Annotated in this window: 22 protein-coding genes; 9 read left to right on the top strand and 13 right to left on the bottom strand. The window is 69.2% G+C overall.

Going from position 1 to position 23,125, the window contains the following annotated elements; genetic code table 11:
• Positions 1 to 181 precede the first annotated feature (181 nt).
• The 3 genes from PSV23_RS09510 to PSV23_RS09500 all read left to right on the top strand — a co-directional run bounded on the left by PSV23_RS09510 (position 182) and on the right by PSV23_RS09500 (position 3,472).
• Positions 182 to 1,549: a S41 family peptidase gene (locus PSV23_RS09510; RefSeq protein WP_300468237.1), complete on the top strand. Its 1,368-nt coding sequence runs from the start codon at positions 182 to 184 to the stop codon at positions 1,547 to 1,549.
• 119 nt (positions 1,550 to 1,668) lie between these two features.
• Positions 1,669 to 2,868: a divergent polysaccharide deacetylase family protein gene (locus tag PSV23_RS09505; protein ID WP_300468235.1), complete on the top strand. Its 1,200-nt coding sequence runs from the start codon at positions 1,669 to 1,671 to the stop codon at positions 2,866 to 2,868.
• Between the two features lie 118 nt (positions 2,869 to 2,986).
• Entirely contained in the window at positions 2,987 to 3,472 is a 486-nt protein-coding gene (locus tag PSV23_RS09500) for an RNA pyrophosphohydrolase (protein ID WP_300468233.1), read from the top strand.
• Here PSV23_RS09500 and PSV23_RS09495 read toward each other — a convergent pair.
• The 9 genes from PSV23_RS09495 to PSV23_RS09455 form a co-directional block, all read right to left on the bottom strand.
• Positions 3,469 to 3,714: a DUF1272 domain-containing protein gene (locus PSV23_RS09495; protein ID WP_300468231.1), complete on the bottom strand. Its 246-nt coding sequence runs from the start codon at positions 3,712 to 3,714 to the stop codon at positions 3,469 to 3,471. The two genes, PSV23_RS09500 and PSV23_RS09495, sit on opposite strands and share 4 nt — an antisense overlap.
• Positions 3,715 to 3,764: 50 nt before the next feature.
• Positions 3,765 to 4,094: a multidrug efflux SMR transporter gene (locus PSV23_RS09490; protein WP_300468229.1), complete on the bottom strand. Its 330-nt coding sequence runs from the start codon at positions 4,092 to 4,094 to the stop codon at positions 3,765 to 3,767.
• Between the two features lie 118 nt (positions 4,095 to 4,212).
• Positions 4,213 to 5,169, bottom strand: a complete 957-nt coding sequence (locus PSV23_RS09485) for a metallophosphoesterase (protein ID WP_300468227.1) — start codon at positions 5,167 to 5,169, stop codon at positions 4,213 to 4,215.
• 8 nt (positions 5,170 to 5,177) lie between these two features.
• Positions 5,178 to 5,450 carry an ATP synthase F1 subunit epsilon gene (locus tag PSV23_RS09480; protein ID WP_292031328.1) on the bottom strand — a complete coding sequence of 91 codons (273 nt, stop codon included), beginning with the start codon at positions 5,448 to 5,450 and terminating at the stop codon, positions 5,178 to 5,180.
• A 3-nt stretch (positions 5,451 to 5,453) separates the two neighbouring features.
• A complete protein-coding gene (gene atpD, locus PSV23_RS09475; RefSeq protein WP_300468224.1) occupies positions 5,454 to 7,001 on the bottom strand; it encodes a F0F1 ATP synthase subunit beta in 1,548 nt (515 codons plus the stop codon).
• A 52-nt stretch (positions 7,002 to 7,053) separates the two neighbouring features.
• Positions 7,054 to 7,932 (bottom strand): F0F1 ATP synthase subunit gamma, encoded by an 879-nt coding sequence (locus PSV23_RS09470; RefSeq protein WP_300468222.1) that lies wholly within the window; start codon positions 7,930 to 7,932, stop codon positions 7,054 to 7,056.
• 32 nt (positions 7,933 to 7,964) lie between these two features.
• Entirely contained in the window at positions 7,965 to 9,500 is a 1,536-nt protein-coding gene (gene atpA, locus PSV23_RS09465; protein ID WP_300468220.1) for a F0F1 ATP synthase subunit alpha, read from the bottom strand.
• A gap of 54 nt (positions 9,501 to 9,554) precedes the next feature.
• A complete protein-coding gene (locus PSV23_RS09460) occupies positions 9,555 to 10,109 on the bottom strand; it encodes a F0F1 ATP synthase subunit delta (RefSeq protein WP_300468218.1) in 555 nt (184 codons plus the stop codon).
• Between the two features lie 204 nt (positions 10,110 to 10,313).
• Positions 10,314 to 11,258: a DUF808 domain-containing protein gene (locus PSV23_RS09455; protein WP_300468216.1), complete on the bottom strand. Its 945-nt coding sequence runs from the start codon at positions 11,256 to 11,258 to the stop codon at positions 10,314 to 10,316.
• Positions 11,259 to 11,407: 149 nt separating this feature from the next.
• Here PSV23_RS09455 and PSV23_RS09450 point away from each other — a divergent pair, with 149 nt between their 5' ends.
• Together PSV23_RS09450 and PSV23_RS09445 are read left to right on the top strand one after the other, a co-directional pair.
• Positions 11,408 to 12,232, top strand: a complete 825-nt coding sequence (locus PSV23_RS09450) for a TerC family protein (protein ID WP_300468215.1) — start codon at positions 11,408 to 11,410, stop codon at positions 12,230 to 12,232.
• Between the two features lie 2 nt (positions 12,233 to 12,234).
• Positions 12,235 to 13,038, top strand: coding sequence for a glutaminyl-peptide cyclotransferase (locus PSV23_RS09445; RefSeq protein WP_300468532.1), 804 nt, complete (start codon positions 12,235 to 12,237; stop codon positions 13,036 to 13,038).
• A gap of 150 nt (positions 13,039 to 13,188) precedes the next feature.
• Here the strand turns inward: PSV23_RS09445 and PSV23_RS09440 are convergent, their stop codons facing one another.
• Positions 13,189 to 15,351, bottom strand: a complete 2,163-nt coding sequence (locus tag PSV23_RS09440) for a primosomal protein N' (protein WP_300468213.1) — start codon at positions 15,349 to 15,351, stop codon at positions 13,189 to 13,191.
• A 30-nt stretch (positions 15,352 to 15,381) separates the two neighbouring features.
• On the opposite strand from PSV23_RS09440, the gene fsa reads away from it, so the two are divergent.
• The 4 genes from fsa (at position 15,382) to PSV23_RS09420 (ending at position 18,771) form a co-directional block, all read left to right on the top strand.
• On the top strand, positions 15,382 to 16,035 hold the full coding sequence (gene fsa / locus PSV23_RS09435) for a fructose-6-phosphate aldolase (RefSeq protein WP_300468211.1): 654 nt from the start codon (positions 15,382 to 15,384) through the stop codon (positions 16,033 to 16,035).
• A gap of 56 nt (positions 16,036 to 16,091) precedes the next feature.
• Positions 16,092 to 16,793: a DUF484 family protein gene (locus PSV23_RS09430; protein WP_300468209.1), complete on the top strand. Its 702-nt coding sequence runs from the start codon at positions 16,092 to 16,094 to the stop codon at positions 16,791 to 16,793.
• Positions 16,775 to 17,704, top strand: a complete 930-nt coding sequence (locus PSV23_RS09425) for a tyrosine recombinase XerC (RefSeq protein ID WP_300468207.1) — start codon at positions 16,775 to 16,777, stop codon at positions 17,702 to 17,704. Before PSV23_RS09430 ends, PSV23_RS09425 begins: the two co-directional genes overlap by 19 nt.
• A gap of 83 nt (positions 17,705 to 17,787) precedes the next feature.
• Complete coding sequence (locus PSV23_RS09420; RefSeq protein WP_300468204.1) at positions 17,788 to 18,771, top strand: retropepsin-like aspartic protease; 984 nt, start codon at positions 17,788 to 17,790, stop codon at positions 18,769 to 18,771.
• A 16-nt stretch (positions 18,772 to 18,787) separates the two neighbouring features.
• On the opposite strand, the gene lpdA is transcribed toward PSV23_RS09420, so the two are convergent.
• The 3 genes from lpdA to PSV23_RS09405 form a co-directional block, all read right to left on the bottom strand.
• A complete protein-coding gene (lpdA, locus tag PSV23_RS09415) occupies positions 18,788 to 20,197 on the bottom strand; it encodes a dihydrolipoyl dehydrogenase (RefSeq protein WP_300468202.1) in 1,410 nt (469 codons plus the stop codon).
• A gap of 129 nt (positions 20,198 to 20,326) precedes the next feature.
• Entirely contained in the window at positions 20,327 to 20,812 is a 486-nt protein-coding gene (locus tag PSV23_RS09410) for a hypothetical protein (RefSeq protein WP_300468200.1), read from the bottom strand.
• A 64-nt stretch (positions 20,813 to 20,876) separates the two neighbouring features.
• Positions 20,877 to 22,673: a PAS domain-containing sensor histidine kinase gene (locus PSV23_RS09405; RefSeq protein WP_300468198.1), complete on the bottom strand. Its 1,797-nt coding sequence runs from the start codon at positions 22,671 to 22,673 to the stop codon at positions 20,877 to 20,879.
• Positions 22,674 to 23,125 lie beyond the last annotated feature (452 nt).

Below are 23,125 nucleotides of genomic sequence, written 5' to 3'. Positions count from 1 at the left end.
TCCAACCACTAATCACTGGCCACTAGCCACTAGCCACTCCTCCCGCGAAACCGCTTCCCAAGCCGCGATGACGCTGATTTTATCCGCGGATCGCCGGTCGGCCACGATTTGGTCGCTCGCCGGTCCGTATCTGTTGAAGACGCCGCGTTCGCGGCCGCCGCCTGACCGTTGAAAGAGACCCATGCGTAAACTGCTTCTGATTGGCGCCGCCGCCGTGACCATGGTGGGCGTGAGCGCCGCCGCCGCGGGCCAGACCCCGCGCAACGAAGCCTTTCGCATGCTGGGGCTGTTCGGCGACGTGCTGGGCATCGTCGAACAGGCCTATGTCGTGCCGGTCGACGACAAGAAGCTGATCGAGGCGGCGCTGCAGGGCATGATGACGGCCCTCGATCCCCACTCCAACTATCTGCCGCCCGACGGTTACGGCGACCTGCAGGAGCGGACCTCGGGCGCCTATTCGGGCGTCGGCCTGACCATCCAGTCCGAGGCCGGGATGGTGAAGGTCATCTCGCCCATGGACGGCGGGCCGGCGGCGCGCGCGGGGGTCAACGCCGGCGACGTCATCTCGTCCATCGACGGCCAGAACGCCTCGGGCCTGACGGTCAGTCAGGTGTCGGAGAAGCTGCGCGGCGCGGTCGGCACCTCGGTCAAGGTCACCTTCCTGCGCGACGGCGAGGAGCCCAACGAGGTCGTCCTGACCCGCGAGGTGATCAAGATCGAATCCGTCACCGGACGGATCGAGGGCGAGTTCGGCTATCTGCGCGTCTCGACCTTCAACGAGAACACGGGCCGCGAGCTGAGCGAGACCATCACCCGGCTCAAGGCCGAGAACCCCGCCATCAAGGGCTATGTGCTGGACCTGCGCAACAATGGCGGCGGCCTGCTGGATGCGGCCATCGCCGTGTCCGACGCCTTCCTGGAACGCGGCGAGATCGTCAGCCAGCGCGGGCGCAAGGCGGACCAGATCCAGCGCTATTCCGCCCGTCCGGGCGACCAGACCGGCGGCCTGCCGGTGGTGGTGCTGATCAACTATGGATCCGCCTCGGCCTCGGAGATCGTGGCCGGCGCGCTGAAGGATCACCAACGGGCCACGCTGGTCGGACTGACCAGCTTCGGCAAGGGCTCGGTGCAGACCGTCATACCGCTGCGCGGCGGCGCCGACGGGGCGCTGTCGATCACCACCGCGCGCTATTACACGCCGTCAGGGGCCTCGATCCAGAAGATCGGCGTCGAGCCGGATCTGGAGGTCTCGCGCTCGGCGGCCGAGGCGCGGATCGTGTCGCGTTCCAACTTCATCTATTCCGAGGCGGCCTACGCCACGGCGCTGGACTCCTCGATCGGGGCCGAGCGGAAGGGACCGCACACGCCCCGCGAGGCGCCCGGCGAGACCTATGACGAGGATAAGGACTACCAGCTGGAGCGCGCCTTCGACGTGCTGCGCGCGGGCGGCAACCTGACCCAGCTGGCCGCGGCGCCCGAGGGCATCGTGGTGTCCGAGCCCGGAGCCACACTGGCCGCGGTGGAGCCGGAGCCCGCGCCGGAGAACTAGCACCAGGGGCGGGCGTCCCATGCCTAACACCGCGTTAGGCTTTCTTAACCGACGCCCGCCACTGTGGTCCTTGAAGGAGTCCGCTTCGCGGACCCCCGTATCAAGCGTCCAGTCTGCCCATGTTCGCCAAACGCCAATCCGTCCTGGCCGCCACCGCCGGAATTCCCCCGGTTCGCCGCTCGATGCGCGAAAACCTCGCGCCCGTGACCCGTTTCCTCAGCAAGCCGCCGGTCGCCGTGGCCGGCGCCGGGCTGATGCTGCTGGGCGCCGCCGCCCTGTTCATCACCGTGCTGGGAGATCCCCGCGCCGGAGCCCCTTCGGCCCGCGCGGCGCTGAAGCGCGAAGCTCCCGTCGCCGCCCCGGTTCCCACCGGCCTCGAAGCCTTCTCCATGGGCGCCTATGGCTCCTGGCAGGACCTGGCGGCCGAGGGCGGCGTGGTCGATCCCGCCCTGACCGGCGAAGCGGTCATCACCCTGCCGAACGGCGCCACCGTCTCGGGCAACGGCGCCCCGGTCACGGCGCCGCGCGTGGCGGCCTCGCCCCTGCCCGCCGCCCCCATCGCCGGGCTGAGCCAGCCTGGGCCCAACGGCCCCCTGCCGACCATCGCCAGCGACGGCCGCGTGCCGGCCCAGGCCTATGCCCGTCCCTTCCGCTCGAACGGCCGCCCGCGCGTCGCCCTGATCGTCGGCGGCCTGGGCCTGAACGCCGTCACCACCCGCGCCGCCATCGAACGCCTGCCCGCCGAGGTGACCCTGAGCTTCGTGCCCTATGCCGAGGGGCTGCAGACCTGGATCGACCTGGCCCGCGCCCAGGGCCATGAGGTGATGCTGGAAATGCCGATGGAGCCCACCGGCTATCCCGACAATGATCCCGGCCCCTACACCCTGCTGGCCTCGGGCCAGCCCGCCGACCTCCAGTCCAAGATGAACTGGCTGCTGGGCCGGGCCACCGGCTATTTCGGCGTCACCAACTATATGGGCGACCGGTTCGCCAACTCGGAGGCCGGCATGAACGCCTTCCTCGGCATCCTGCGTCAGCGCGGTGTGGCCTTCCTCGACGACGGCACGATGAGCCGCCGCCCGGGCGCCTGGGCCCGCGCCAGCGCCAACCGCGTCATCGACGAGCAGCAGACCCCCGCCGCCATCGTCGGCCAGTTGAACGCGCTGGAGGCCCTGGCCAAGGGCCGCGGTCAGGCCCTGGGCACGGGCTTCAGCTATCCGGTCACGGTCGAGGCCGTGGCGCGCTGGACGTCCGAGCTCGACGCGCGGGGCCTGCAGCTGGCGCCGGCGTCGGCGATGACGCAGCGGCCGGGGCGGTAGCGCCGGACGAGTGATTAGTGGTTAGTGATTAGTGGTTGGGCCGGCCCGGCCGGCACCGCTAACTCGCAGCCGATGGTGCTGCACCCACTAATCACTAACCACTAATCACCCCCGCCTCATGACCGATCTCTCCCGCTACCGCCCGAACGTCGGCGTCGTGCTGTTCCACCCGGACGGCCGCGTCTGGTACGGGCGCCGCGCCGGGACCGAAGGGCCGCATAACTGGCAGTTCCCGCAGGGCGGGGTCGACGACGGCGAGGATCTGGAAACCGCCGCCCGCCGCGAGCTGGCCGAGGAGACGGGCGTCGTCTCCGCCGAACTGATCGCCTCGATTGAAGGCTGGATCGTCTACGACTTTCCCGAGGGCTATGGCGGCTCGAAACAGGCGCGCGGCTGGGCCGGGCAGAAGCAGCGCTGGTTCGCCTTCCGCTTCGCCGGCGAGGAGTCCGAGATCGATCTTGAGGCGCATGTCGGCAACGGGGGCGAGATCGAGTTCGACGCCTGGCGCTGGGGCGCGCTGAGCGACGCCCCGGACCTGATCGTGCCGTTCAAGCGCGACGTCTATGAGCAGGTCGTGACGGTATTCGCGCCGCTGGTGGTCTAGGCGGCCGCGCAGCCCCGCGGCTTGAGCACCCGTTTCGTCGAGGCCGGATATTTCGTCATCAGCGAGGCTGGCCTGATGGGGCGGCGGACGAAGCCGCCGCCGCAGTTGGGGCACACGCCCTTCAGCACCCGGTCGACACAGGCGGCGCAGAAGGTGCATTCGAAGGTGCAGATACGGGCTTCAGGACTGTCGAATGGCAGGTCGCGGTCGCAGCATTCGCAGTTGGGGCGCAGTTCGAGCATGAGAGTCTCCCTGCCGCAATCCTGACGCGGCAGGCGCCGCCGCGCAATAATCAGTGCGTTGCGGCGCCCGGGGCCAGACGGAACATCACCAGCCCGGCGAGGACCAGCAGGGCCGCGACCACCCGCATCACGCTGAGATGTTCGCCCAGCAGCACCACGCCGACGACAAAGGCACCGACCGCGCCGATGCCGGTCCACACCACATAGGCGGTGCCCATCGGCAGATTCTTCATGGCCAGCGACAGCAGGGCGAAACTGACCGCCATGAAGCCGAGCGTCGCCACGCTGGGCCACAGCCGGGTGAAGCCGTGGGACTGCTTCATGAAATAGGCCCACACGATCTCGAGCAGGCCGGCGATGATGAGATAGGTCCAGGCCATGGATGCGGCCCTCCTTGCAAAGGGCCGGGCCGTCCCGGACTTTGCCCGCGATCCAGGATCGCCGGGGCGAGGACGTGGCCTCGTCTGCAGGGGCTATCTAGGACCTCCGGCCGGAGGGTCAAGCCTTCGCGGCGCGCAGGGTCACGATCACGATCTCAGGGGGAGCCCGGAACCGCACCGGCAAGATCGATACGCCGACACCCCCCGTGACGAACAGCTTGCGCCCGCCCTCGTCGTACAGGCCGCAAGCCCATCGCTCCGACATCGCGGACGCATGCACCAGTCGGCCCAGAAGCGGCAGGTTCACCTGTCCGCAGTGGGTGTGGCCGGCCAAGGTGAGCGCGACCCGGTCGGGCACATCCAGGAACGGGTCCGGCCAATGGGTGAGGACGATGATCGGGGCAGCATCAGTGACGTCACGCAAGGTCCCGGACACCGTTGGCGGCTGGCGCGGCGAATGCATATCCGCCAGCCCGGCTACCCAGAAGGCGCCGCCCGGACGGGCGATGCGTTCCGCGCGATTGTCCAGAACCCGGACGCCGGCGCGGGTCAGGGCCGCGCTGATGGCTGCGTCGTCATACCAGGAATCGTGGTTGCCGAGCACCGCATGGACGCCGAGGGGGGCGGACAGACCCCGGAAGGCCTCGACCCCACGAAGGATTTTCGATTGCTCCGGCCGGGCCCTCAGGGCCGCCGGCTCATGGCCGCCGGCGTAGTCGCCCAGCAACACGACGACATCGGGCCGCTCGGCGTTCATGCGCACGACGAGCCGCTCGATGCGGGCCACATCCATGTGGGGCGCGGCGACATGGGTATCGGAAATGACGCCGATCCGGAGTGGCGGACCCCGCCATTGGGCGCTCTCCACCGTCACATGCCGGACCGTCAGGGTGGCCGGCTCGATCAGGAAGGCCCAGACGCCGAGGCCCCAACCGAGCGCGGCGATCACGCCCAGACTTGAGGCAAGAAAAATCCGGCGACCGCGAAACAGTCGCCGGATCATAAATGCACAGACGATGGGTCCGAGGACCGCGCCGACCCAAGCCAGGACCAGAAGCATGCCCGGTCCGGCCATGGTCAGTCTCAGGCCGCCGCCGTCACTTCCGAGGCCTGTTCGGCCAGGATGGTCAGGCCGGCCGGGGTCACGTCGGCGAAGCCGCCGTGGACCTCGAACTGGCGGCGCGAACCGCCGTCGATGACCGTGACCACGCCTTCGCGCAGGGCGGTCATGAAGGGGGCGTGGTCGGCGAGGACGCCGAAATCGCCCTCGACGCCCGGCGCGTCGACCTGATCGACGAGGCCGTTGAAGACCTCGCGCTCAGGCGACACCAGAGAGAAGCTGAGCTTGCCAGCCATGGATCAGGCCGCCTCGGCGGCGAGCTTCTGGGCCTTCTCGACGGCTTCCTCGATGGCGCCGACCATGTAGAAGGCCGCTTCCGGCAGGTGGTCGTACTCGCCGGCGACGATGCCCTTGAACGAGCGGATGGTGTCTTCCAGCGACACGAATTTGCCCGGCGAGTTGGTGAACTGCTCGGCCACGAAGAAGGGCTGCGACAGGAAGCGGCTGATCTTGCGGGCGCGCGAGACGATCAGCTTGTCCTCTTCCGACAGCTCGTCCATGCCCAGGATGGCGATGATGTCCTTCAGCGCCTTGTACTGCTGAAGCACTTCCTGGACCGAGCGGGCGACGCGGTAGTGTTCCTCGCCGATGACCAGCGGGTCCATGATGCGCGAGGTGGAGTCCAGCGGGTCCACGGCCGGGAAGATGGCCTGGGCGGCGATGTCGCGGTTCAGAACCGTGGTCGCGTCCAGGTGGGCGAAGGAGGCGGCGGGGGCCGGGTCGGTCAGGTCGTCGGCGGGCACGTAGATGGCCTGGACCGAGGTGATCGAGCCCTTCTTGGTCGAGGTGATCCGCTCCTGCAGGTTGCCCATCTCGGTGGCCAGGGTCGGCTGATAGCCCACGGCCGAGGGGATGCGGCCCAGCAGGGCGGACACTTCGGAACCGGCCTGGGTGAAGCGGAAGATGTTGTCGACGAACAGCAGGACGTCCTTGCCCTCCTCGTCGCGGAAATATTCGGCCTGGGCCAGGCCGGTCAGGGCCACGCGGGCGCGGGCGCCGGGAGGCTCGTTCATCTGGCCGTAGACGAGGGCGCATTTCGAGCCCTCGGTCGAGCCGCCGTTCTTGGCCGGGTCCACGTTCACATTGGACTCGATCATCTCGTGATACAGGTCGTTGCCCTCGCGGGTGCGTTCACCCACGCCGGCCAGAACCGAATAACCGCCGTAGGCCTTGGCGATGTTGTTGATCAGCTCCTGCATGGTCACGGTCTTGCCCACGCCGGCGCCGCCGAACAGGCCGATCTTGCCGCCCTTGGTGTAGGGGCACATCAGGTCGATGACCTTGATCCCCGTGACGAGGATTTCCGACGAGGTCGACTGCTCCTCGAAGCTCGGGGCCTCGCGGTGGATCGGGCGGTACATGGTGGTCTTGATCGGGCCCTGTTCGTCGATCGGCGCGCCGACGACGTTCATGATCCGGCCGAGGGTGCCGGGGCCGACCGGGGCCAGGATCGAGGTGCCGGTGTCGGTCACCGGCTGGCCGCGCGTCAGGCCTTCCGAGGTGTCCATGGCGATGGTGCGGACCATGTTCTCGCCGAGGTGCTGGGCGACTTCCAGCACCAGGGTGAAGGGCTGGCCGGTCTTCTGGTCGACGTTCTGCGTCTCCAGGGCGTTGAGGATCGCCGGCAGCTGGCCGGTGAACTCGACGTCGACGACGGCGCCGATGACCTGGGCGATCCGGCCCACGCCGGTGCCGGCCGTGAAGGCGGCGTTGCCGGTCGCGGCGGCGGCGGCCGGAGCCTTCGGCTTGCGGGGGGCGGCGGTTTTCTTGGCGGTGGTGTCGGTCATCGGTTCGTTCCGTTCGGAAGGTCGTGCGTGGCGTATCTGGGCGGGGTTCGGATCAGAGGGCTTCGGCGCCGGCGATGATCTCGATCAGTTCGGTGGTGATCTGGGCCTGGCGCTTGCGGTTGTACTGCAGGGTCAGGCTGTTGATCAGGTCGCCCGCATTGCGCGTGGCGTTGTCCATGGCGGCCATCTGGGCCCCGAAGAAGCTGGCCTGGTTCTCGTACAGGGCGGCCAGGATCTGGGTCGTGATGTTGCGCGGCAGGAGCGTCTCGAGGATTTCCTCCTCCGACGGCTCATATTCATAGGTGGCGCCGTTCAGATCGATCGGCGGGGCGTCGCCGTCGACGACCGCCGGGATCAGCTGTTTCGGCGTCGGCACCTGGGCGATGACCGACTGGAAGCGGCTGTAGAACAGGGTCACGACGTCGGCGTTTCCGGCCTCGAACTCCTCGGCGATCAGGGCCGCGACCGGCTCCGCCGCCGGCAGGCCGATGACCTTGTGGTCCGACATCTCGAAGGTGCGCACGAGGCGGTCGCCGTACAGGCGGCTCAGGCCGTCGCGGACCTTGCGGCCCACGGCGATGATCCGCACGTCCTTGCCCTCGGCCAGCAGCGACTTGATGCGCTCGCGCGCGGCCCGGATGACGTTGGTGTTGAACCCGCCGGCCAGACCCTTGTCGCCGGTGGCGACGACGATCAGGTGCTTCTGGTCCGAACCCGTGCCGGCCAGCAGCTTCGGCGCGCCGTCGCCCGACACGCCCGCCGCCAGATTGGCGATCACGGCGGCCATCTTCTTCGCATAGGGACGGGCGCTTTCAGCCTGGTCCTGGGCGCGCTTCAGCTTGGCCGCGGCGACCATGTTCAGGGCTTTCGTGATCTTCTGCGTGGACTTCACGCTTCCGATCCGATTGCGCATTTCCTTGAGGCTGGCCATCCGGGGCTACTCTCTCGCTATCCGGGCCGGGCTCAGGCGAAGGTCTTGAGGAAGGCGTCCAGCACCGACTTCAGCTCGGCTTCGAGCTCGGCGGTGAGGTCCTTCTTGGCGCGGATGCCGTCCAGAAGGCCCTTGTTGGAGGACTTGATGCGGGCCAGCAGCTCGCTCTCGAAACGGCCGATGTCGCCCACAGCGATGCCGTCGAGGTAGCCGCGCGTGCCGGCGTAAACCGAGACGACCTGCTCTTCCATGGTCAGCGGGCTGTACTGCGGCTGCTTCAGCAGCTCCGTCAGGCGCGCGCCGCGGGCCAGCAGCTTCTGGGTCGAGGCGTCGAGGTCCGAGCCGAATTTGGCGAAGGCGGCCATCTCGCGATACTGGGCCAGCTCGCCCTTGATCGAGCCGGCGACCTTCTTCATCGCCTTGGTCTGGGCCGAGGAGCCCACGCGCGACACCGAGATGCCGACGTTCACGGCCGGGCGGATGCCCTGGTAGAACAGGTCGGACTCGAGGAAGATCTGGCCGTCGGTGATCGAGATCACATTGGTCGGGATGTAGGCCGAGACGTCGTTGGCCTGGGTCTCGATCAGCGGCAGGGCGGTCATCGACCCCGAGCCGTAGTCGGCGTTCAGCTTGGCCGAACGCTCCAGCAGGCGGCTGTGCAGATAGAAGACGTCGCCCGGATAGGCTTCGCGGCCCGGCGGACGGCGCAGCAGCAGGGACATCTGGCGATAGGCCACGGCCTGTTTCGACAGATCGTCATAGACGATCAGGGCGTGCATGCCGTTGTCGCGGAAGAACTCGCCCATGGCCGTGCCCGAGAACGGGGCCAGGAACTGCAGCGGGGCCGGCTCGGAGGCCGTGGCGGCGACGACGATGGTGTAGTCCAGGGCGCCGCGCTCCTCGAGCGTCTTGACGATCTGGGCCACGGTCGAGCGCTTCTGGCCGATGGCGACGTAGATGCAGTACAGCTTCTCGCCTTCCGACGTGGCGGCGGCGTTGGTGCTCTTCTGGTTCAGGATGGTGTCGATGGCGACGGCGGTCTTGCCGACCTGACGGTCGCCGATGATCAGCTCGCGCTGGCCGCGGCCGATCGGGATCAGGGTGTCGATGGCCTTCAGGCCGGTCTGCATCGGCTCGTGCACCGACTTGCGCGGGATGATGCCCGGGGCCTTGACGTCGACGCGGCGACGCTCGGTGAACTGGATCGGGCCCTTGCCGTCGATCGGCTCGCCCAGCGGGTTTACGACGCGGCCCAGCAGGCCCTTGCCGACCGGAACGTCCACGATCTCGCCCAGGCGGCGGACCTCGTCGCCCTCGGCGATCTGGTTGTCCTGGCCGAAGATCACGGCGCCGACGTTGTCGCGCTCGAGGTTCAGGGCCATGCCCTTCACGCCGGCTTTCGGGAACTCGATCATCTCGCCGGCCTGGACATTGTCCAGACCGTGGATGCGAGCGATGCCGTCGCCGACCGACAGCACCTGGCCGACGTCGGACACGTCGGCTTCAACGCCGAAATTGGCGATCTGCGACTTGAGGATGGCCGAGATTTCGGCGGCGCGGATGTCCATGTCAGGCTCTCTGTTATCGTCTTGTCGGCACGGCCGGGGCCGCGCTGGGTTGGGTCAGGCGCGCTTGAGCGCGAATTTCATCTGGTCGAGCTTGGTCTTCAGCGAGGCGTCGAACAGTTTCGAGCCGACCTTGACCTTGAGGCCGCCCAGGATCGACGGATCGACGCGGGCGGTCATCTCCGGATCCTTGCCCAGCGAGGTGCGGAGCGCGGTCTGGATGGATTTCATCTGGGCGGCGGTCAGGGCCTGGGCCGAAACGACCTCGGCGGCGACGACGCCCGTCTTCTTTGCGTACAAGGCCTCGAAGCCCGCGATCACGCCCGGCAGGTCGCGCGAGCGGCCGTTCTGGGCCAGCAGGCCGAGGAAATTCCTCGTCACACCATGGAATTTCGCCTTGTCGGCGATGGCCGTCAGACCCTTTTGCTGATCCTCGGCGGCGATGACCGGCGACTGGGCCAGCCGGCGCAGGTCGGCGCTCTCGTTCCACGCAGCCCGCAGGGAGGCCAGGTCGGCGCGCACGGCGTTCAGGGCGCCCGTCTCGTCAGAGAGGTCGAACAGCGCCTGTGCGTAGCGCTCGCCGACTTCCGTCGTCCTGTAATCGTCAGCCACTTATAAGGTCCGCGCGGGTTAACGTTCGGGTTTGCGACCGGCGGCGGGGTGCGCACCGATCAAAGGCCTGAAATGCTTGAAGAAAGCACGCCGGGGACGCGTCTTGCAACGTGCCCTCCGGCTCAGCCGGGCGCCTGATAGCACTCATACTTCCGTGCCGCAACCGAAGCGGCCCGTCATGGGCCGTCGGATTGCCGCACCCGGTCAGTGGGCGGCGCGCTTGCCGCGTGGGATAAGGTGCAGGATCGCCACGATAGCCCCGCCGGTCACGAGGCCGACGACCGCCGAGGCGGCGGCCGTCGCCAGCCATTCCGTCACGGGACCGATGAGCGGTACACGCCCGGCGGCCTGTCCCAGACCCTGGATCAGGCCGGGCACGACATCGAGATGGTATTCGTGCAGGCCGTGGACGAGGATCCCTCCGCCGACCCACAGCATGGCCAGGGTGCCGATCGTCGCCAGCCCGGTCAGCACCATCGGCATGGCGTGAACCAGGCCCCGGCCCAGCGCGCGGGCCGAAGCCGAGGAGCGCTCGGCCAGATGCAGGCCGATATCGTCCATCTTCACGATCAGCGCCACGGCGCCATAGACCGCTGCGGTAATCAACAGTCCGACCAGGGCCAGGGCCGCCGCCTGGGTCGCCAGCGGGCGTTCGGCCAGGTCGGCCAGGGCGATGGCGGTGATCTCGGCCGAGAGGATCAGGTCGGTGCGGATCGCCGAACCGACCATCTTCTTTTCCTGCTCGACGGACGACAGGGCCAGCTCTTCTGGCGGGGTCTCGCCGCCTCCGTGCCCCGCCAGCTTCTCCCACAGCTTCTCGCACGCCTCGAAACAGAGATAGGCGCCGCCGGCCATCAGCAACGGCGTCAGCGCCCAGGGCGCAAAGGCGCTGATCAGCAGGGCCCCGGGCAGGAGGATCAGGAATTTGTTCTTCAACGAGCCGATGGCGATCTTGCCGATGATGGGCAGCTCGCGCCGGGGCGAAAAGCCCATGGCGTAGCCCGGCGTCACCGCTGCGTCGTCGACCACCACGCCGGCGGCCTTTACGCCGGCGCGGCCGGCGGCGGCGGACACGTCGTCAACCGAGGCCGCCGCCATCCTGGCGATCGCGGCGACGTCGTCGAGTAGGGCGGCAAGACCTGAGGGCACGCTTCACCTGACAAAACGAATGCAGTTCATCCTTGGCTAGGCGAGCCCGCGAGCCGGGTCCAGAGGCGCGATCGAACGCGGCGCCCTGACGCGCCCTGCTGCAGCGGAAAATTCTGGCGCAGCCTCCCCGGCTGGCATATCCCGGTCCCATGACCGAAATCACCGCACTTCTATCCGATCCCGCCGCCTGGGCCGCCCTGATCACCCTCGTGGTCATGGAAGTCGTGCTGGGCATCGACAACCTGATCTTCATCTCGATCCTGTCGAACAAGCTGCCGCCCGAACATCGCCAGCGCACCCGCCGCATCGGCATCGCCCTGGCCCTGATCATGCGGCTGGGCCTGCTGGCGGCGATCGGCTGGATCGTCGGCCTGACCAGGCCCGTCTTCGACCTCGGCTTCGCGGGCGCCGGCTGGGACACGGCCTTCAGCTGGCGCGACCTGATCCTGATCGCGGGCGGGCTGTTCCTGGTCTGGAAGGCCACGACCGAGGTCCACCACGCCGTGGACGCCAGCATCGGCGACGACCTGCTGGAGAAGAACAAGACCGCGGTCGTCATCAACAACGTCGGCGCCGCCATCGGCCAGATCATCCTGCTCGATCTCGTCTTCTCGATCGACTCCATCCTGACCGCCGTCGGCATGACCGACCATGTGCCGATCATGATGGTGGCCGTGATCATCGCCGTCATCGCCATGCTGGTCGCCTCGGACCCCTTGGCCGACTTCATCGACAAGAACCCGACCATCGTCATGCTGGCGCTGGGCTTCCTGCTGATGATCGGCATGGTGCTGATCGCCGACGGCTTCGGCGTTCATGTGCCCAAGGGCTATATCTACGCCGCCATGGCCTTCTCGGCCCTGGTCGAGGGGCTGAACATGATGGGACGCAACGCATCGATGAAGAAGCAGGCCGCCCTCGCGGCCCGGCAGGCGGCGCTGAACAAGGCCGAAACGGCCGAGCCGGGCGTGTGACCATGCGGGCGGCGGTCCTTGTCCTTGCCGCGCTGCTGACACCCTTGCCGGCGGCGGCGCAGACGACGGCCCCGCCGGTCCCCGCGGAAGCCCCCGCACCGGCCCCGATCCCCGTCTACGGGTTCGAGGTCGTCCGGGCGTATCCCCACGACCCCGGCGCCTTCACCCAGGGGCTGGTGTTCCGCAACGGCGAACTGCTGGAGAGCACCGGCCGTTCTCCGTCGACCGTGCGCCGGGTGAGGCTGGAAGACGGAACGGTGGTCCAGAAGCGCGAGCTCGACCCCGACCTGTTCGGCGAGGGGCTGACCGTGTTCGGCGATCGCGTCCTCACCCTGACATGGAAGGGCGGCAAGGGTTTCATCTGGGACCCGGTGACGCTCGAGCCCGAGGGCGAGTTCGCCTATGCCGGCGAGGGCTGGGGCCTGACCCATGACGAAACGCGGCTGATCCTGTCCGACGGCACGGCCACGCTGCGTTTTCTCGATCCGCAGACCATGGTCGAGACGGGTGAGCTTCCGGTCACCGCGCAGGGCCGGCCGCTGCGCCAGATAAACGAGCTGGAATGGGTCGAGGGCGAGGTCTTCGCCAATGTCTGGCGGACCGACTATATCGTCCGGATAGACCCGGCCACGGGCGTGGTGACCGGCGTGATCGATCTGGGCGGGCTGATGCCGGACCGGTCGAACCTGGATCCCACCGACGCGGTCCTGAACGGAATCGCCTGGGACGCGGAGGGCCACCGGCTGTTCGTCACCGGCAAGAACTGGCCGAAGCTGTTCGAGATCCGGCTCACGGGACCGAGGTAGTCTTCTCCCTCCCCTTCATGGGGAGGGTGGCTGAGCCGAAGGCGAAGACGGGTGGGGAACCGCCGCACGGTCCTGCGCTGCCCTGACGTCCCCCACCCTGTCGTCGCTGCGCGCCGACATCCCTCCCCACAAGGGGGAGGGAGAAGCGCCCTAAAGAAAACTGTACGGGTCCACGTCGATCGTCACCCTCACCGAGCCCGGCGCCTTCACCCGCGCCAGCCACGCCCGCAGGAAGCCCTGCAGGTCGACGTCGCGATCGGCGCGGACCAGCAGCCGCTTGCGCCTGCGCCCCCGCACCAGGGCCAGGGGCGCGTCGGCGGGGCCATAGACTTCCAGCCGTTCGGCGTTGGGGATGTTCTCGGCCAGATCGCGGGCGACCTTCTCGACGGCCGCCGCGTTCTCGCTGGACAGGATGATCGCCGCCAGCCGCCCGTGCGGCGGCAGGGACGCGGCCTCGCGTTCGGCCATCTCGGCCGCGACGAAGGCGTCGCGGTCGCCCGCCGCCAACGCCATCAGGACCGGATGCTCGGGGGTCCAGGTCTGCAGGATCGCCCGCCCCGGCTTGTCGGCCCGCCCGGCCCGGCCCGTGGCCTGGGTCAGCAGCTGGAAGGTCCGCTCGGCCGCGCGCAGGTCGCCGCCGCGCAGGCCGAGGTCGGCGTCCACCACCCCGACCAGGGTCAGGTGCGGGAAGTTGTGGCCTTTGGCCGCCGCCTGTGTGGCGACGAGGATGTCGATCTCTCCGTCCGCCATCCGCTGGATCAGGGCGCGGGCGGATTTCGCATCGGGCGCCGTGTCGCTGCTGAACACCGCCGTGCGCGCCTGCGGGAACAGGTTGCGCACCTCCTCCTCGACCCGCTCCACGCCGGGGCCGACCGAGACCAGCGAATCCTCGGCCCCGCAGGCGGGACAGAGTTTGGGCCGCAGCATGGAGAAGCCGGTCAGGTGGCAGATCAGCCGCCCGGTGTAGCGATGCTCGACCAGCCAGCTGTCGGTGTCGGGCGCCGTCAGCCGGTGGCCGCACACCCGGCACAGCACCACCGGCGCATAGCCGCGCCGATTGAGGAACAGCAGGGTCTGTTCGCCGCGCAGCAGCGTCTCGCCGATGGCCTCGCGCAGCGGCTGCGACAGCCAGGTCTGGGGATCGGGCGGGTTCTGGCGCAGGTCCAGCAGCGACACGTCCGGCAGCACCGCCGCCCCGTGCCGCGCCGCCAGCTTCAGCCAGCCGTAACGGCCCTGATGCGCGTTCCACAGCGTCTCGAGCGACGGCGTCGCCGAGGCCAGCACCACCGTCGCCCCCTCGATCCGCGCCCGCGCCACGGCCAGGTCACGGCCGTGATAGACCAGCCCCTCCTCCTGTTTGAACGAGCCGTCGTGCTCCTCGTCCACCACCACCAGCCGCAGCCTGGCGTAGGGCAGGAACAGGGCCGAGCGGGCGCCGACCACGATGTTGCAGCGCCCGGCGATCACCGCCTCCCAGACCTGCCGCCGCCGCGGCGGGGCGACGCCCGAATGCCATTCCGCCGGGGCCGCGCCGAAGCGGTCGGTGATGCGGGCGATCAGGGCCTGGGTCAGGGCGATCTCGGGCAGCAGGATCAGGATCTGCGCCGAGGGATCGGCCTTCAGCGTCCGCGCCGCCGCCTCGAGATAGGCCTCGGTCTTGCCCGAGCCGGTGACCCCGTCCAGCAGGAAGGGGGCGAAGCCGCCCTTCGCGGTCGCGACGGCCAACTCACGCGCCGCCGCCGCCTGATCGGGATTGAGCGTCGCCGGGGCGTGATCCGGATCGGGCGGGTCGAAGGCCGCCACCGCCTCGATCTCGATGACCTCCAGCACCCCCTCGTCGACCAGGCCCTTGACGACGCCCGACGACACGCCCGCCGCCCGCGCCAGATCGGGCCCCGGCATGGACCGCTGGCCCAGCGCTTCCAGCACCGCCGTCCGCGCCGCCGTCGGTCGGGCGGAAACCTTGTCGCCGACCCGCCGCACCCGCCGTTCAGGCCGGGGCCTGGGCGCGCGCAGGCCTTTCAACGCCGCCGCCGCCATCTCGCCCGGCGCGCTCAGCGTCCAGCGCGCCGCCCATTCGACGAAGTCCACGGTCTTTTCGGGCAGGCGCGGATCGTCCAGCACATGGTCGATCGCCTTCAGCCGCCGGTTCGACCCCGTGGTCTCGCGCGCCTCGGAGACAATGCCCCGCATCAGCCGCGGCCCCAGCGGCACGGCGACCTGGTCGCCGCGCGCGACGTCCAGCCCCTCGGGGACCTCGTAGTCGAAGGCCTCGGGCACCGGCAGGGGAATGAGGACGCTGGCGACTTTCACCGCCCGGCCCGCTCCGCTAGAGAGACGCTCATGAAACTCTTCCTCGACACAGCCGACGTCGCCGTCATCAAGGACATGGTCCCCACCGGCATGGTGGACGGCGTCACCACCAATCCTTCGCTGATCGCCAAATCCGGTCGCAACATCGCCGAGGTCATCGCCGAGATTTGCGCCCTCGTCGAGGGCCCGATCTCCGCCGAGGCCGTGGCGACCGATTTCGAGACCATGGTGAAGGAAGGCGACAAGCTGGCCGCCATCGCCCCCAACGTCGTCGTGAAACTGCCGCTGACGTGGGACGGGCTGCGCGCGGCGCGGGCCTTCGCCGACAAGGGGATCCGGACCAACGTCACCCTGTGCTTCTCGGCCGCCCAGGCCATGCTGGCCGCCAAGGCCGGCGCCACCTTCATCTCGCCGTTCGTCGGTCGGCTGGAGGACCATGGCGCGGACGGCATCGGCCTGCTGGAGGAAATCCGGGTGCTGTACGACGTGCACGGCTTCGACACGCAGATTCTGGCCGCCAGCCTGCGCAATCCGAACCATGTCAGCGCCGCCGCCATGGCCGGCGCCGACGCCGCGACCCTCCCGGCCGACGTTTTCAAGGCCCTGGTCAAACACCCGTTAACCGACAAGGGGCTTGATGCCTTCCTGGCGGACTGGGGCAAGACCGGCCAATCGATCCTGTAAGGATCGATACCTCCCCAGGAACGTCATCCTGCAGTCGATGCCTCGAGGAGAGGTCTGTGAGCGTTTCGCCTGACCTCTCGACCAAGCCGGAAGAGCCTCACTGGCCGGAAATCCGGGCGTGGCTTCAGGCCAACGCCCAGATCCTGCTGGACGACCGCTCCCTGCTAGAAGAGATCGGGCTCAAGCCCCACGGACGCAATGTCGTGGAGTTCGGCCGCGCCGCCCTGACGCGGCTGGAAGAAGTCGCCGAGCGCGAGGCCGACGCCCGCAAACGCATCGAGTCCATCGCCCGCGCCAATTTCGCCGCCCAGACCCAGACCCATGTCGCCGCCCTGGATCTGATGGAGGCGCGCAATCCCTCCGATCTGGCTCGCCGTCTCGACGCCGTGGCGCAGGGGCGGTTCGGCCTGGCTGGGGCCGCCATCGCACTGGAAAAGCCCGGCGGCGTGCCGTTCGGCTGGCGCGCGCTCGAGACCGGCGGCGTCGACGCCCTGCTGGGCGAGCACGGGCTGACCTGGCTGGGCCCCAATTTCGACGGCCTGAACCTGTTCGGCGCGGCCGAGGCGGAGGTGAAGTCGGTCGCCCTGATCCGCATGGCCCCGCAATTCCCCGGCGCCGACGTCCCGGCGCGCCACGCCATCTGCGCCTTCGGCTCGCCCGAGGAAGACGGTTTCGCCCCGACCATGGGCTGCGAGCTGGTGGCCTTCATCGCCCGGGTGGTGGAACGGACCGCCGAACGATGGCCCATTCTCAGCTGAGCGCGGACGAGGCCCTTTCGGCCTGGCTGGAGCATCTGGCCCACGAGCGGCGTCTGGCCGCCAATACGCTGGAAGCCTATGGCCGCATCGGCCGGACCTATCTGGCCTTTCTGCAGCGCCATCGCGGCGAACCCCAGAAGCTGGCTGACCTCGGAACCGTCACCGCCGCCGAGGTCCGGGCCCATCTGGCCGAGCGGCGCGGCGGCGACCATCCGCTGGCGGCGCGGTCGATCAGCCAGACCCTGTCGGCCATCCGGGCGTTCCACGGCTTCCTCGACCGGCGCTGCGCCACCCCGGCGCCGCAGCTGGCCCTGGTGCGCGGCCCGCGGATCAAGGCCTCCCTGCCCCGGCCGGTCAGCGAGGATCAGGCCCGCGGCCTGATGCAGGAGCCAGAGGCCGACCCCGACGCCGAACCGTGGGAGGCCGCGCGCGACCGCGCCGTCCTGACCCTCCTGTACGGCTGCGGCCTGCGGATATCGGAAGCCCTGTCCCTGACCTTCGCCGACGCACCCCTGCCGGAGACGCTGCGCATCACCGGCAAGGGCGGCAAGACCCGGATGGCCCCGGTCCTGCCGGCCGTGCGGACGGCTGTGGACGCCTGGCTGGCGCTGCTGCCCTTTCCGCTGGAACCCGGGGACGCCCTGTTCCGGGCGCGGCGTGGGGGGCCGCTGACGCCCCGCCACGTCCAGGCGATGGTCCAGCGCCTGCGCGGCCGGCTGGGGCTGCCCGCCTCGGCCACGCCGCACGCCCTGCGCCACAGCTTCGCCACCCACCTTCTGGGCGCCGGGGCGGACCTGAGGGCCATCCAGGAACTGCTGGGCCACGCCAGTCTGTCGACCACCCAGAAATACACCGCCGTCGACGCAAAACACCTGCTTGAAGCATATTCCGCCGCACATCCGAGACGCTGAGAGCGACGGGCTGGTCAGGATCGCCTGGGCGCGCTTACAGTGACGGTCCATCCGCTGGGGAGGCGGCGCGGAGCGTAAACTGCATGACAGGTATGGACCGACGCGCCTTGCTGGCCGGACTGGGGGCCCTGGGCCTTCCCACCGGTCCCGCCGCCGCACAGGATCCGCTGGAGCCGCTGATCGAGGATCGGCCCATCCAGCTGCTGAGCAATCTGTTCACCCGCGTCGGCGCCGCGGTCTATGTCGACGGGCGCGGACCCTTCACCTTCGTGATCGACACCGGCGCGGGCACGACCTCGATCGCGGATACCCTGGCGAATCAGCTGGCCCTGCCTCCGCTGCAGTCCGTGCTGGTTCACGGGATCACGGAAGCCCGGGTGACGCGCAGCGTGGCGATCGACCGGCTGCAGCTCAGCGGGCTGGGATTCCGCAACCTCGCCTGCCCGGTATTCCCGCGGGATCAACTGGGCGCGGACGGTCTGATCGGCCTGGACGTGCTGGACCGCTTCAGGCTGAAGTTCAACGTCGTGCGCCGCACGGCCACCCTGAATGTGCGGGGCGTCAGCGTCCTCATGGGCGGCGACATGGTCACCGGGTCCCGCCTGCGCCGCGAGGGCATGCGCGCGGGCCGCGGCCGCTTCGGCCAGATGATCATGACCCAGATCCTCGTGGACGGTCAGCCCACGGCGGCCTTCATCGACAGCGGAGCGCAGTATTCGATCGGCAATCTGGCGCTGCGCCAGGCCGCGGCGGCGCGTCGCCGGGACGGCGGCCGCTTGGCCCGCCAGGTGCCGATCTACGGCGTGACGGGTCAAAGCCTCAGCGCGGACCTGGCGATGGTCGACGACCTCAGGTTCGGACCGCAGCGGCTGGGACCCACGCCGATGCTCTTCGCCGACCTGCACTGTTTCGAGACCCTGGGCCTGGCGGGACGGCCGGCCCTGCTGATCGGCGCGGACCTGCTGGGCCGGTTCCGCGAGGTCACCCTGGACTTCCCGGGCAATCTGGTGGTCTTCGAGGGCCTCCGCCGTCAGACCTCCCGCAGGCTCGAAATCCCCGGCGTCTAGCGGAGCGATCCGGAGATCAGGCCTGCATCGTCCAGCCTTCGACGCCCATGGCCGCCTGTTTGACGGCTTCCGAGCGGGTCGGATGCGGATGGCAGATGCGGGCGATGTCTTCCGACGACCCGCCAAAGGCCATGGCCACGCAGGCCTCGCCGATTATCTCGCCGGCCTGTGGTCCCAGGATGTGAACTCCCAGGATGCGGTCGGTCGTCGCATCGGCCAGCACCTTCACGAAACCCTCGGTTTCGTGGTTGATCTTCGCGCGCGAATTGGCGGCGAACGGGAATTTTCCGGCCTTGTAGGCGACGCCGTCAGCCTTCAGCTGGTCCTCGGTCCTGCCGACCCAGGCCACTTCCGGCGACGTGTAGACCACGCTCGGCACCAGGTTGTAGTCGACATGACCCGCCTTGCCGGCGATCAGCTCGATCACGGCCACGGCGTCTTCCTCGGCCTTGTGCGCCAGCATCGGGCCATGGGTCACGTCGCCCATAACCCAGACGCCGTCGGCGACCTTGAAGTGGTCACCGGCGAGGAAGCCGCGCTTGTCCGCCTCGACCCCGACGGTCTCGAGCCCCAGACCGTCCGTATACGGACGTCGACCGATGGCGACCAGAACCACGTCGCCCCTGAGCGTCTCGGCGGGCCCGCCGGCGGCGGGCTCGAGGGTCAGCTCCACCCCGTCCTTGCCGGTCTTCGCCGCCGTCACCTTCGCCCCCAGCCTGAAGGTCATGCCCTGTTTGGTCAGGGCGCGCTGGAAGGCGGTCGCCACGTCCTTGTCCATGCCGGGCGTGATGCGGTCGAGGTATTCCACCACCGTCACCTGCGCGCCCAGACGGCGCCAGACCGAGCCCAGCTCCAGGCCGATGATGCCGGCGCCGACCACGATCAGATGCTTCGGCACGGCGGGCAGCGACAGGGCCCCGGTCGAGTCCACGACCTTGTCGGCCTCGAAGGCCACGCCCGGCAGCGGCGTCGGCTCCGAGCCGGTGGCGATGACGATATCCTTCGCCGTCAGGATCGTCTTCGAACCATCGGCGGCCGTCACCTCGACCTGACCCTTGCCGACGATGCGGCCGCGGCCCTTGATCCAGTCGGCCTTGTTCTTCTTGAACAGGAATTCGATGCCCTTGGTCAGGGCGCCGACGCTCTCGGCCTTCTGGGCCATCATCTGCGCCAGGTTCAGCTTCGGCGCCCCGACCTCGATACCGAGCGTCGGGAACTCCTTCGTCACCGCCTCGAACAGCTCCGAGGCGTGCAACAGGGCCTTGGACGGCATGCAGCCGACATTCAGGCAGGTCCCGCCCAGGGTGTCCCGCATCTCGATGCAGGCGGCCTTCAGCCCCAGCTGGCCGGCCCGGATGGCCGCGTTATATCCGCCCGGCCCGCCGCCAATGATGACGACGTCATAGGTGCTGGGGGAATCGGCCATGGAGTCTCTCGTATGTCGTGGGCGCGGGAAGGCGCGCGGAACCTGACGGCGCCGCCCGCGAGCGTCAACCGCGGCGCCGCATATAGGCGCGGCGAAGCCCCTTCAACAGACGCCGGATTCAGGCGGGCGTCAGAAATTCAGCTGGCCGGCCGTGCGCTTGCGCCGAATGCGGCGGCTGGCGACCAGCACCAGCACGCCCAGCAGGAACAGGGCGCCCAGCACCAGCCAGACCGGTTCGACCGGCAGGCCGCCGATCCCCTCGGGCGCCGCCATGGTCGTGGGTCCGGCCGAGCGGGCGCCGATATCACCCTGACGGTCGATGGCCAGCCGCAGAACCACATCGGCGGCGAAGCCCAGGAAATAGGCCACAGCCGCCCGGGTGTTCCCGGCGCCCAGCAACAGGGCGGCGATCACATACAGACCGATCGCGCCGGCCCACAGCATACACATCGGCAGGAAGCCGAACAGTTCGCCGCCCGCCGAGGCCTCGGCCCCCGCGCGGGTTATCGCCGCATCCGGCGCCGCGCCCTCTATCAGCGGAGAGATGAACGGCCAGGCCAGCCACCCGGCATAGCCAAGCACCGCCAGCATCACGATCAGACGCAACAGCTTCATTTTCGAGCCTCCCAACCCGCGTTAATCATACACCGGTCTGTGAAGCGGGCGAAAGAGGCGGGCGTCAGCCGGCGTTGGGCAGGGTGATGGAGACCTCGGCGCCCTCGCCCGGCGCGCTGTCGATCGACAGGACGCCGCCCGACTGGCGCGAGAAGGCATAGGCCTGGGACAGGCCCAGACCCGCCGCGCCCTCGCGGGTGGTGAAGAAGGGTTCGACCGCGCGGGCGGCCAGGTCGCGGTCCATGCCCGGACCGTTGTCGCGGACGCTCAGGCGGACACCGCCTTCCAGCATCGCCTCCAGCCGCACCGCGACCGAACCCTGGCCGGCGACGGCGTCGACAGCGTTACGCGTCAGGCCGGTGACCGCGCCCTCGAAGGCGACGGGATCCAGCCGCACCGGGGTCTCGACGGACGGGGCCTCGATCATCAGGTCGACACCCGGCCCGGCCATGGCCCGCAGCCGGCCCTCCATGCCGCGCAACAGCACCCCGGCGTCCAGCACGCGCAGGACCGGTTCGTCGTCACCCTGGGAGAAGGCGGTGAGGCGGCGGGTCAGCAGTTCGCCTTTCTGGCCGGCGGCCAGCGCCGCCTGGCCGATGCGGCGCACGCGGACGGGGTCGTCGGCCTGACGCAGCATCATGTCCAGCGCCCCGGTCATGACGCCCAGCAGGGCGTTGAAGTCATGCGCCAGTCCGCCGGTCAGACGGCCGACATTCTCCATCCGGCGCCCGCCTTGCAGCTGGGCTTCGGCGTCCCGCTCGGCCTTCGCCGCCGCGGCGCGCGCGGCGCGGGCCTCCTCGTGGGCGGTGGCGGCCGCGGCCAGCGCCTCGTCAGCCTGCTGGCGGGCGGCGTCCGCCGCCACGCGCAGGGCCTCGACCTCGGGCGAGGCGTCGATCGCCGGGACGACCTCGACCAGCGGCGCGTCGCCGTTGTCGGCCTGGACCGCGGCCCCCCCGCGCTCGCCGGCCAGCAGCAGGGCGTCCACGACGCCGTCGGCGTTCGCCAACGGCAGGATGGACCAGCGCACGCCGTCGCCGCCGCCGTTCCGCGAAAGGATGGGATCGGCCTCGCCCGCCGGGGCGGACAGGGCGGCCTTCAAGGTCTGCCGGCCCTCGATCCGCTCGTCCTCGGCCAGGAAGAGGTCGGCGAAGTCGCCGGCGGCGTCCTCGCGGCCCAGCAGCAGCAGGGCTGTGCGGTTGGCCTCGCGCATCTCTCCGTCCGGACCGATGACGACCAGGGCGCTGGAGGCGGCGTCGAACACGCGCCGGGTCAGGCCGTCGTACGGAGCGGCGGGCGCGACGTCCGGCATGATGAATTCGGGCGTCTGCAGGCCTTCGCTCTCGACGAGAGCGGCGGTCGAGCCGGTGATCTGGCCCAGGTCGTTCTCGATCGGCATGGCCGTCACCGAGACCAGCATCTTTCGGCGCGAGGCGGGATTGGCCAGCAGGTGCTGGAAGCCCTTGACCGTCTGGCCCCGCAGCGCGCGGGCGCTGGGCAGCAGGTCGGGCGGCACCGGACGGCCGTCGGGGAAGGTGATGCCCCAGGTCGCCGAATGGAACCGCAGGCCGATCAGTTCAGCGTCCTTGCGTCCCAGCAGCTGATGCGCGGCGCGGTTGGCGAAGACGAATTTGCCCTGTTTGTCGGTCTCGACCAGGGCCACGGGAATGGCGTTCAGCGTCTCGAACAGCCGCTTCTGCGAATCCTCGGCCATGCGCTGGATGAGGTCCAGCTGGTCCGAGGCGCTGCCATGCTGGGTGCTCTTGCGCAGGGCGAAGAAGATCGCGACGACGGCCACGGCCCAGCCGAACGCCGCGGCGGCGCCCCAAACCCACATCCAGTTGACCTGGCCTTCGAGAAACATGCGACTCGACTGTCCCGTTCTGGCGCCCCGCGCGCCACTTCGGGAGATACCTTGCAAACGGCGAACCGGACCAGCCCGCTTTCGCCCGTGGGGCGATCAGCATGCCGGCCCAACCCTGGCCAACCCGGACGCCCGGGCGGAAATTGAAAAAGGCCCGATCTGGCGACCGGGCCTCTTCAATCGACTGGAGCGGGCGAAGAGATTCGAACTCTCGACCCCAACCTTGGCAAACTCACGCCGCCCGGGCGGAATTGAAAAAGGCCCGATCTGGCGACCGGGCCTCTTCAATCGACTGGAGCGCCGCCGTGGATGATCCTGAGAACTATTCCGTCTTAGTCGGCTGGGTTGCTTAAGGGGTCGCTCTCAGGCTGGAAGCCGAAAGCGCAATGCGACCCTTAGCGATGGGGTGGACGCCCCCCGACGGCATCGATGTGCCAAAGTGGAGGTGTTGA

This window comes from Brevundimonas sp., from assembly GCF_029946145.1.
GTDB lineage: Bacteria > Pseudomonadota > Alphaproteobacteria > Caulobacterales > Caulobacteraceae > Brevundimonas.
The sequence above is the reverse complement of the archived record's forward strand: the minus strand, read 5'-3'. Positions and strand labels throughout refer to the sequence as shown.

Coding starts and splice junctions, on each gene's coding strand:
- PSV23_RS09480 (WP_292031328.1), bottom strand. CDS start 5,450: ATGGCTGGCAAGCTCAGCTTCTCTCTGGTGTCGCCTGAGCGCGAGGTC.
- lpdA (WP_300468202.1), bottom strand. CDS start 20,197: ATGGCCGATTCCCCCAGCACCTATGACGTCGTCATCATTGGCGGCGGG.
- atpA (WP_300468220.1), bottom strand. CDS start 9,500: ATGGACATCCGCGCCGCCGAAATCTCGGCCATCCTCAAGTCGCAGATC.
- PSV23_RS09425 (WP_300468207.1), top strand. CDS start 16,775: ATGGCCCATTCTCAGCTGAGCGCGGACGAGGCCCTTTCGGCCTGGCTG.
- fsa (WP_300468211.1), top strand. CDS start 15,382: ATGAAACTCTTCCTCGACACAGCCGACGTCGCCGTCATCAAGGACATG.
- PSV23_RS09500 (WP_300468233.1), top strand. CDS start 2,987: ATGACCGATCTCTCCCGCTACCGCCCGAACGTCGGCGTCGTGCTGTTC.
- PSV23_RS09410 (WP_300468200.1), bottom strand. CDS start 20,812: ATGAAGCTGTTGCGTCTGATCGTGATGCTGGCGGTGCTTGGCTATGCC.
- PSV23_RS09420 (WP_300468204.1), top strand. CDS start 17,788: ATGACAGGTATGGACCGACGCGCCTTGCTGGCCGGACTGGGGGCCCTG.
- PSV23_RS09485 (WP_300468227.1), bottom strand. CDS start 5,169: ATGGCCGGACCGGGCATGCTTCTGGTCCTGGCTTGGGTCGGCGCGGTC.
- PSV23_RS09505 (WP_300468235.1), top strand. CDS start 1,669: ATGTTCGCCAAACGCCAATCCGTCCTGGCCGCCACCGCCGGAATTCCC.
- PSV23_RS09450 (WP_300468215.1), top strand. CDS start 11,408: ATGACCGAAATCACCGCACTTCTATCCGATCCCGCCGCCTGGGCCGCC.
- PSV23_RS09470 (WP_300468222.1), bottom strand. CDS start 7,932: ATGGCCAGCCTCAAGGAAATGCGCAATCGGATCGGAAGCGTGAAGTCC.
- PSV23_RS09495 (WP_300468231.1), bottom strand. CDS start 3,714: ATGCTCGAACTGCGCCCCAACTGCGAATGCTGCGACCGCGACCTGCCA.
- PSV23_RS09445 (WP_300468532.1), top strand. CDS start 12,235: ATGCGGGCGGCGGTCCTTGTCCTTGCCGCGCTGCTGACACCCTTGCCG.
- PSV23_RS09510 (WP_300468237.1), top strand. CDS start 182: ATGCGTAAACTGCTTCTGATTGGCGCCGCCGCCGTGACCATGGTGGGC.
- PSV23_RS09490 (WP_300468229.1), bottom strand. CDS start 4,094: ATGGCCTGGACCTATCTCATCATCGCCGGCCTGCTCGAGATCGTGTGG.
- atpD (WP_300468224.1), bottom strand. CDS start 7,001: ATGACCGACACCACCGCCAAGAAAACCGCCGCCCCCCGCAAGCCGAAG.
- PSV23_RS09405 (WP_300468198.1), bottom strand. CDS start 22,673: ATGTTTCTCGAAGGCCAGGTCAACTGGATGTGGGTTTGGGGCGCCGCC.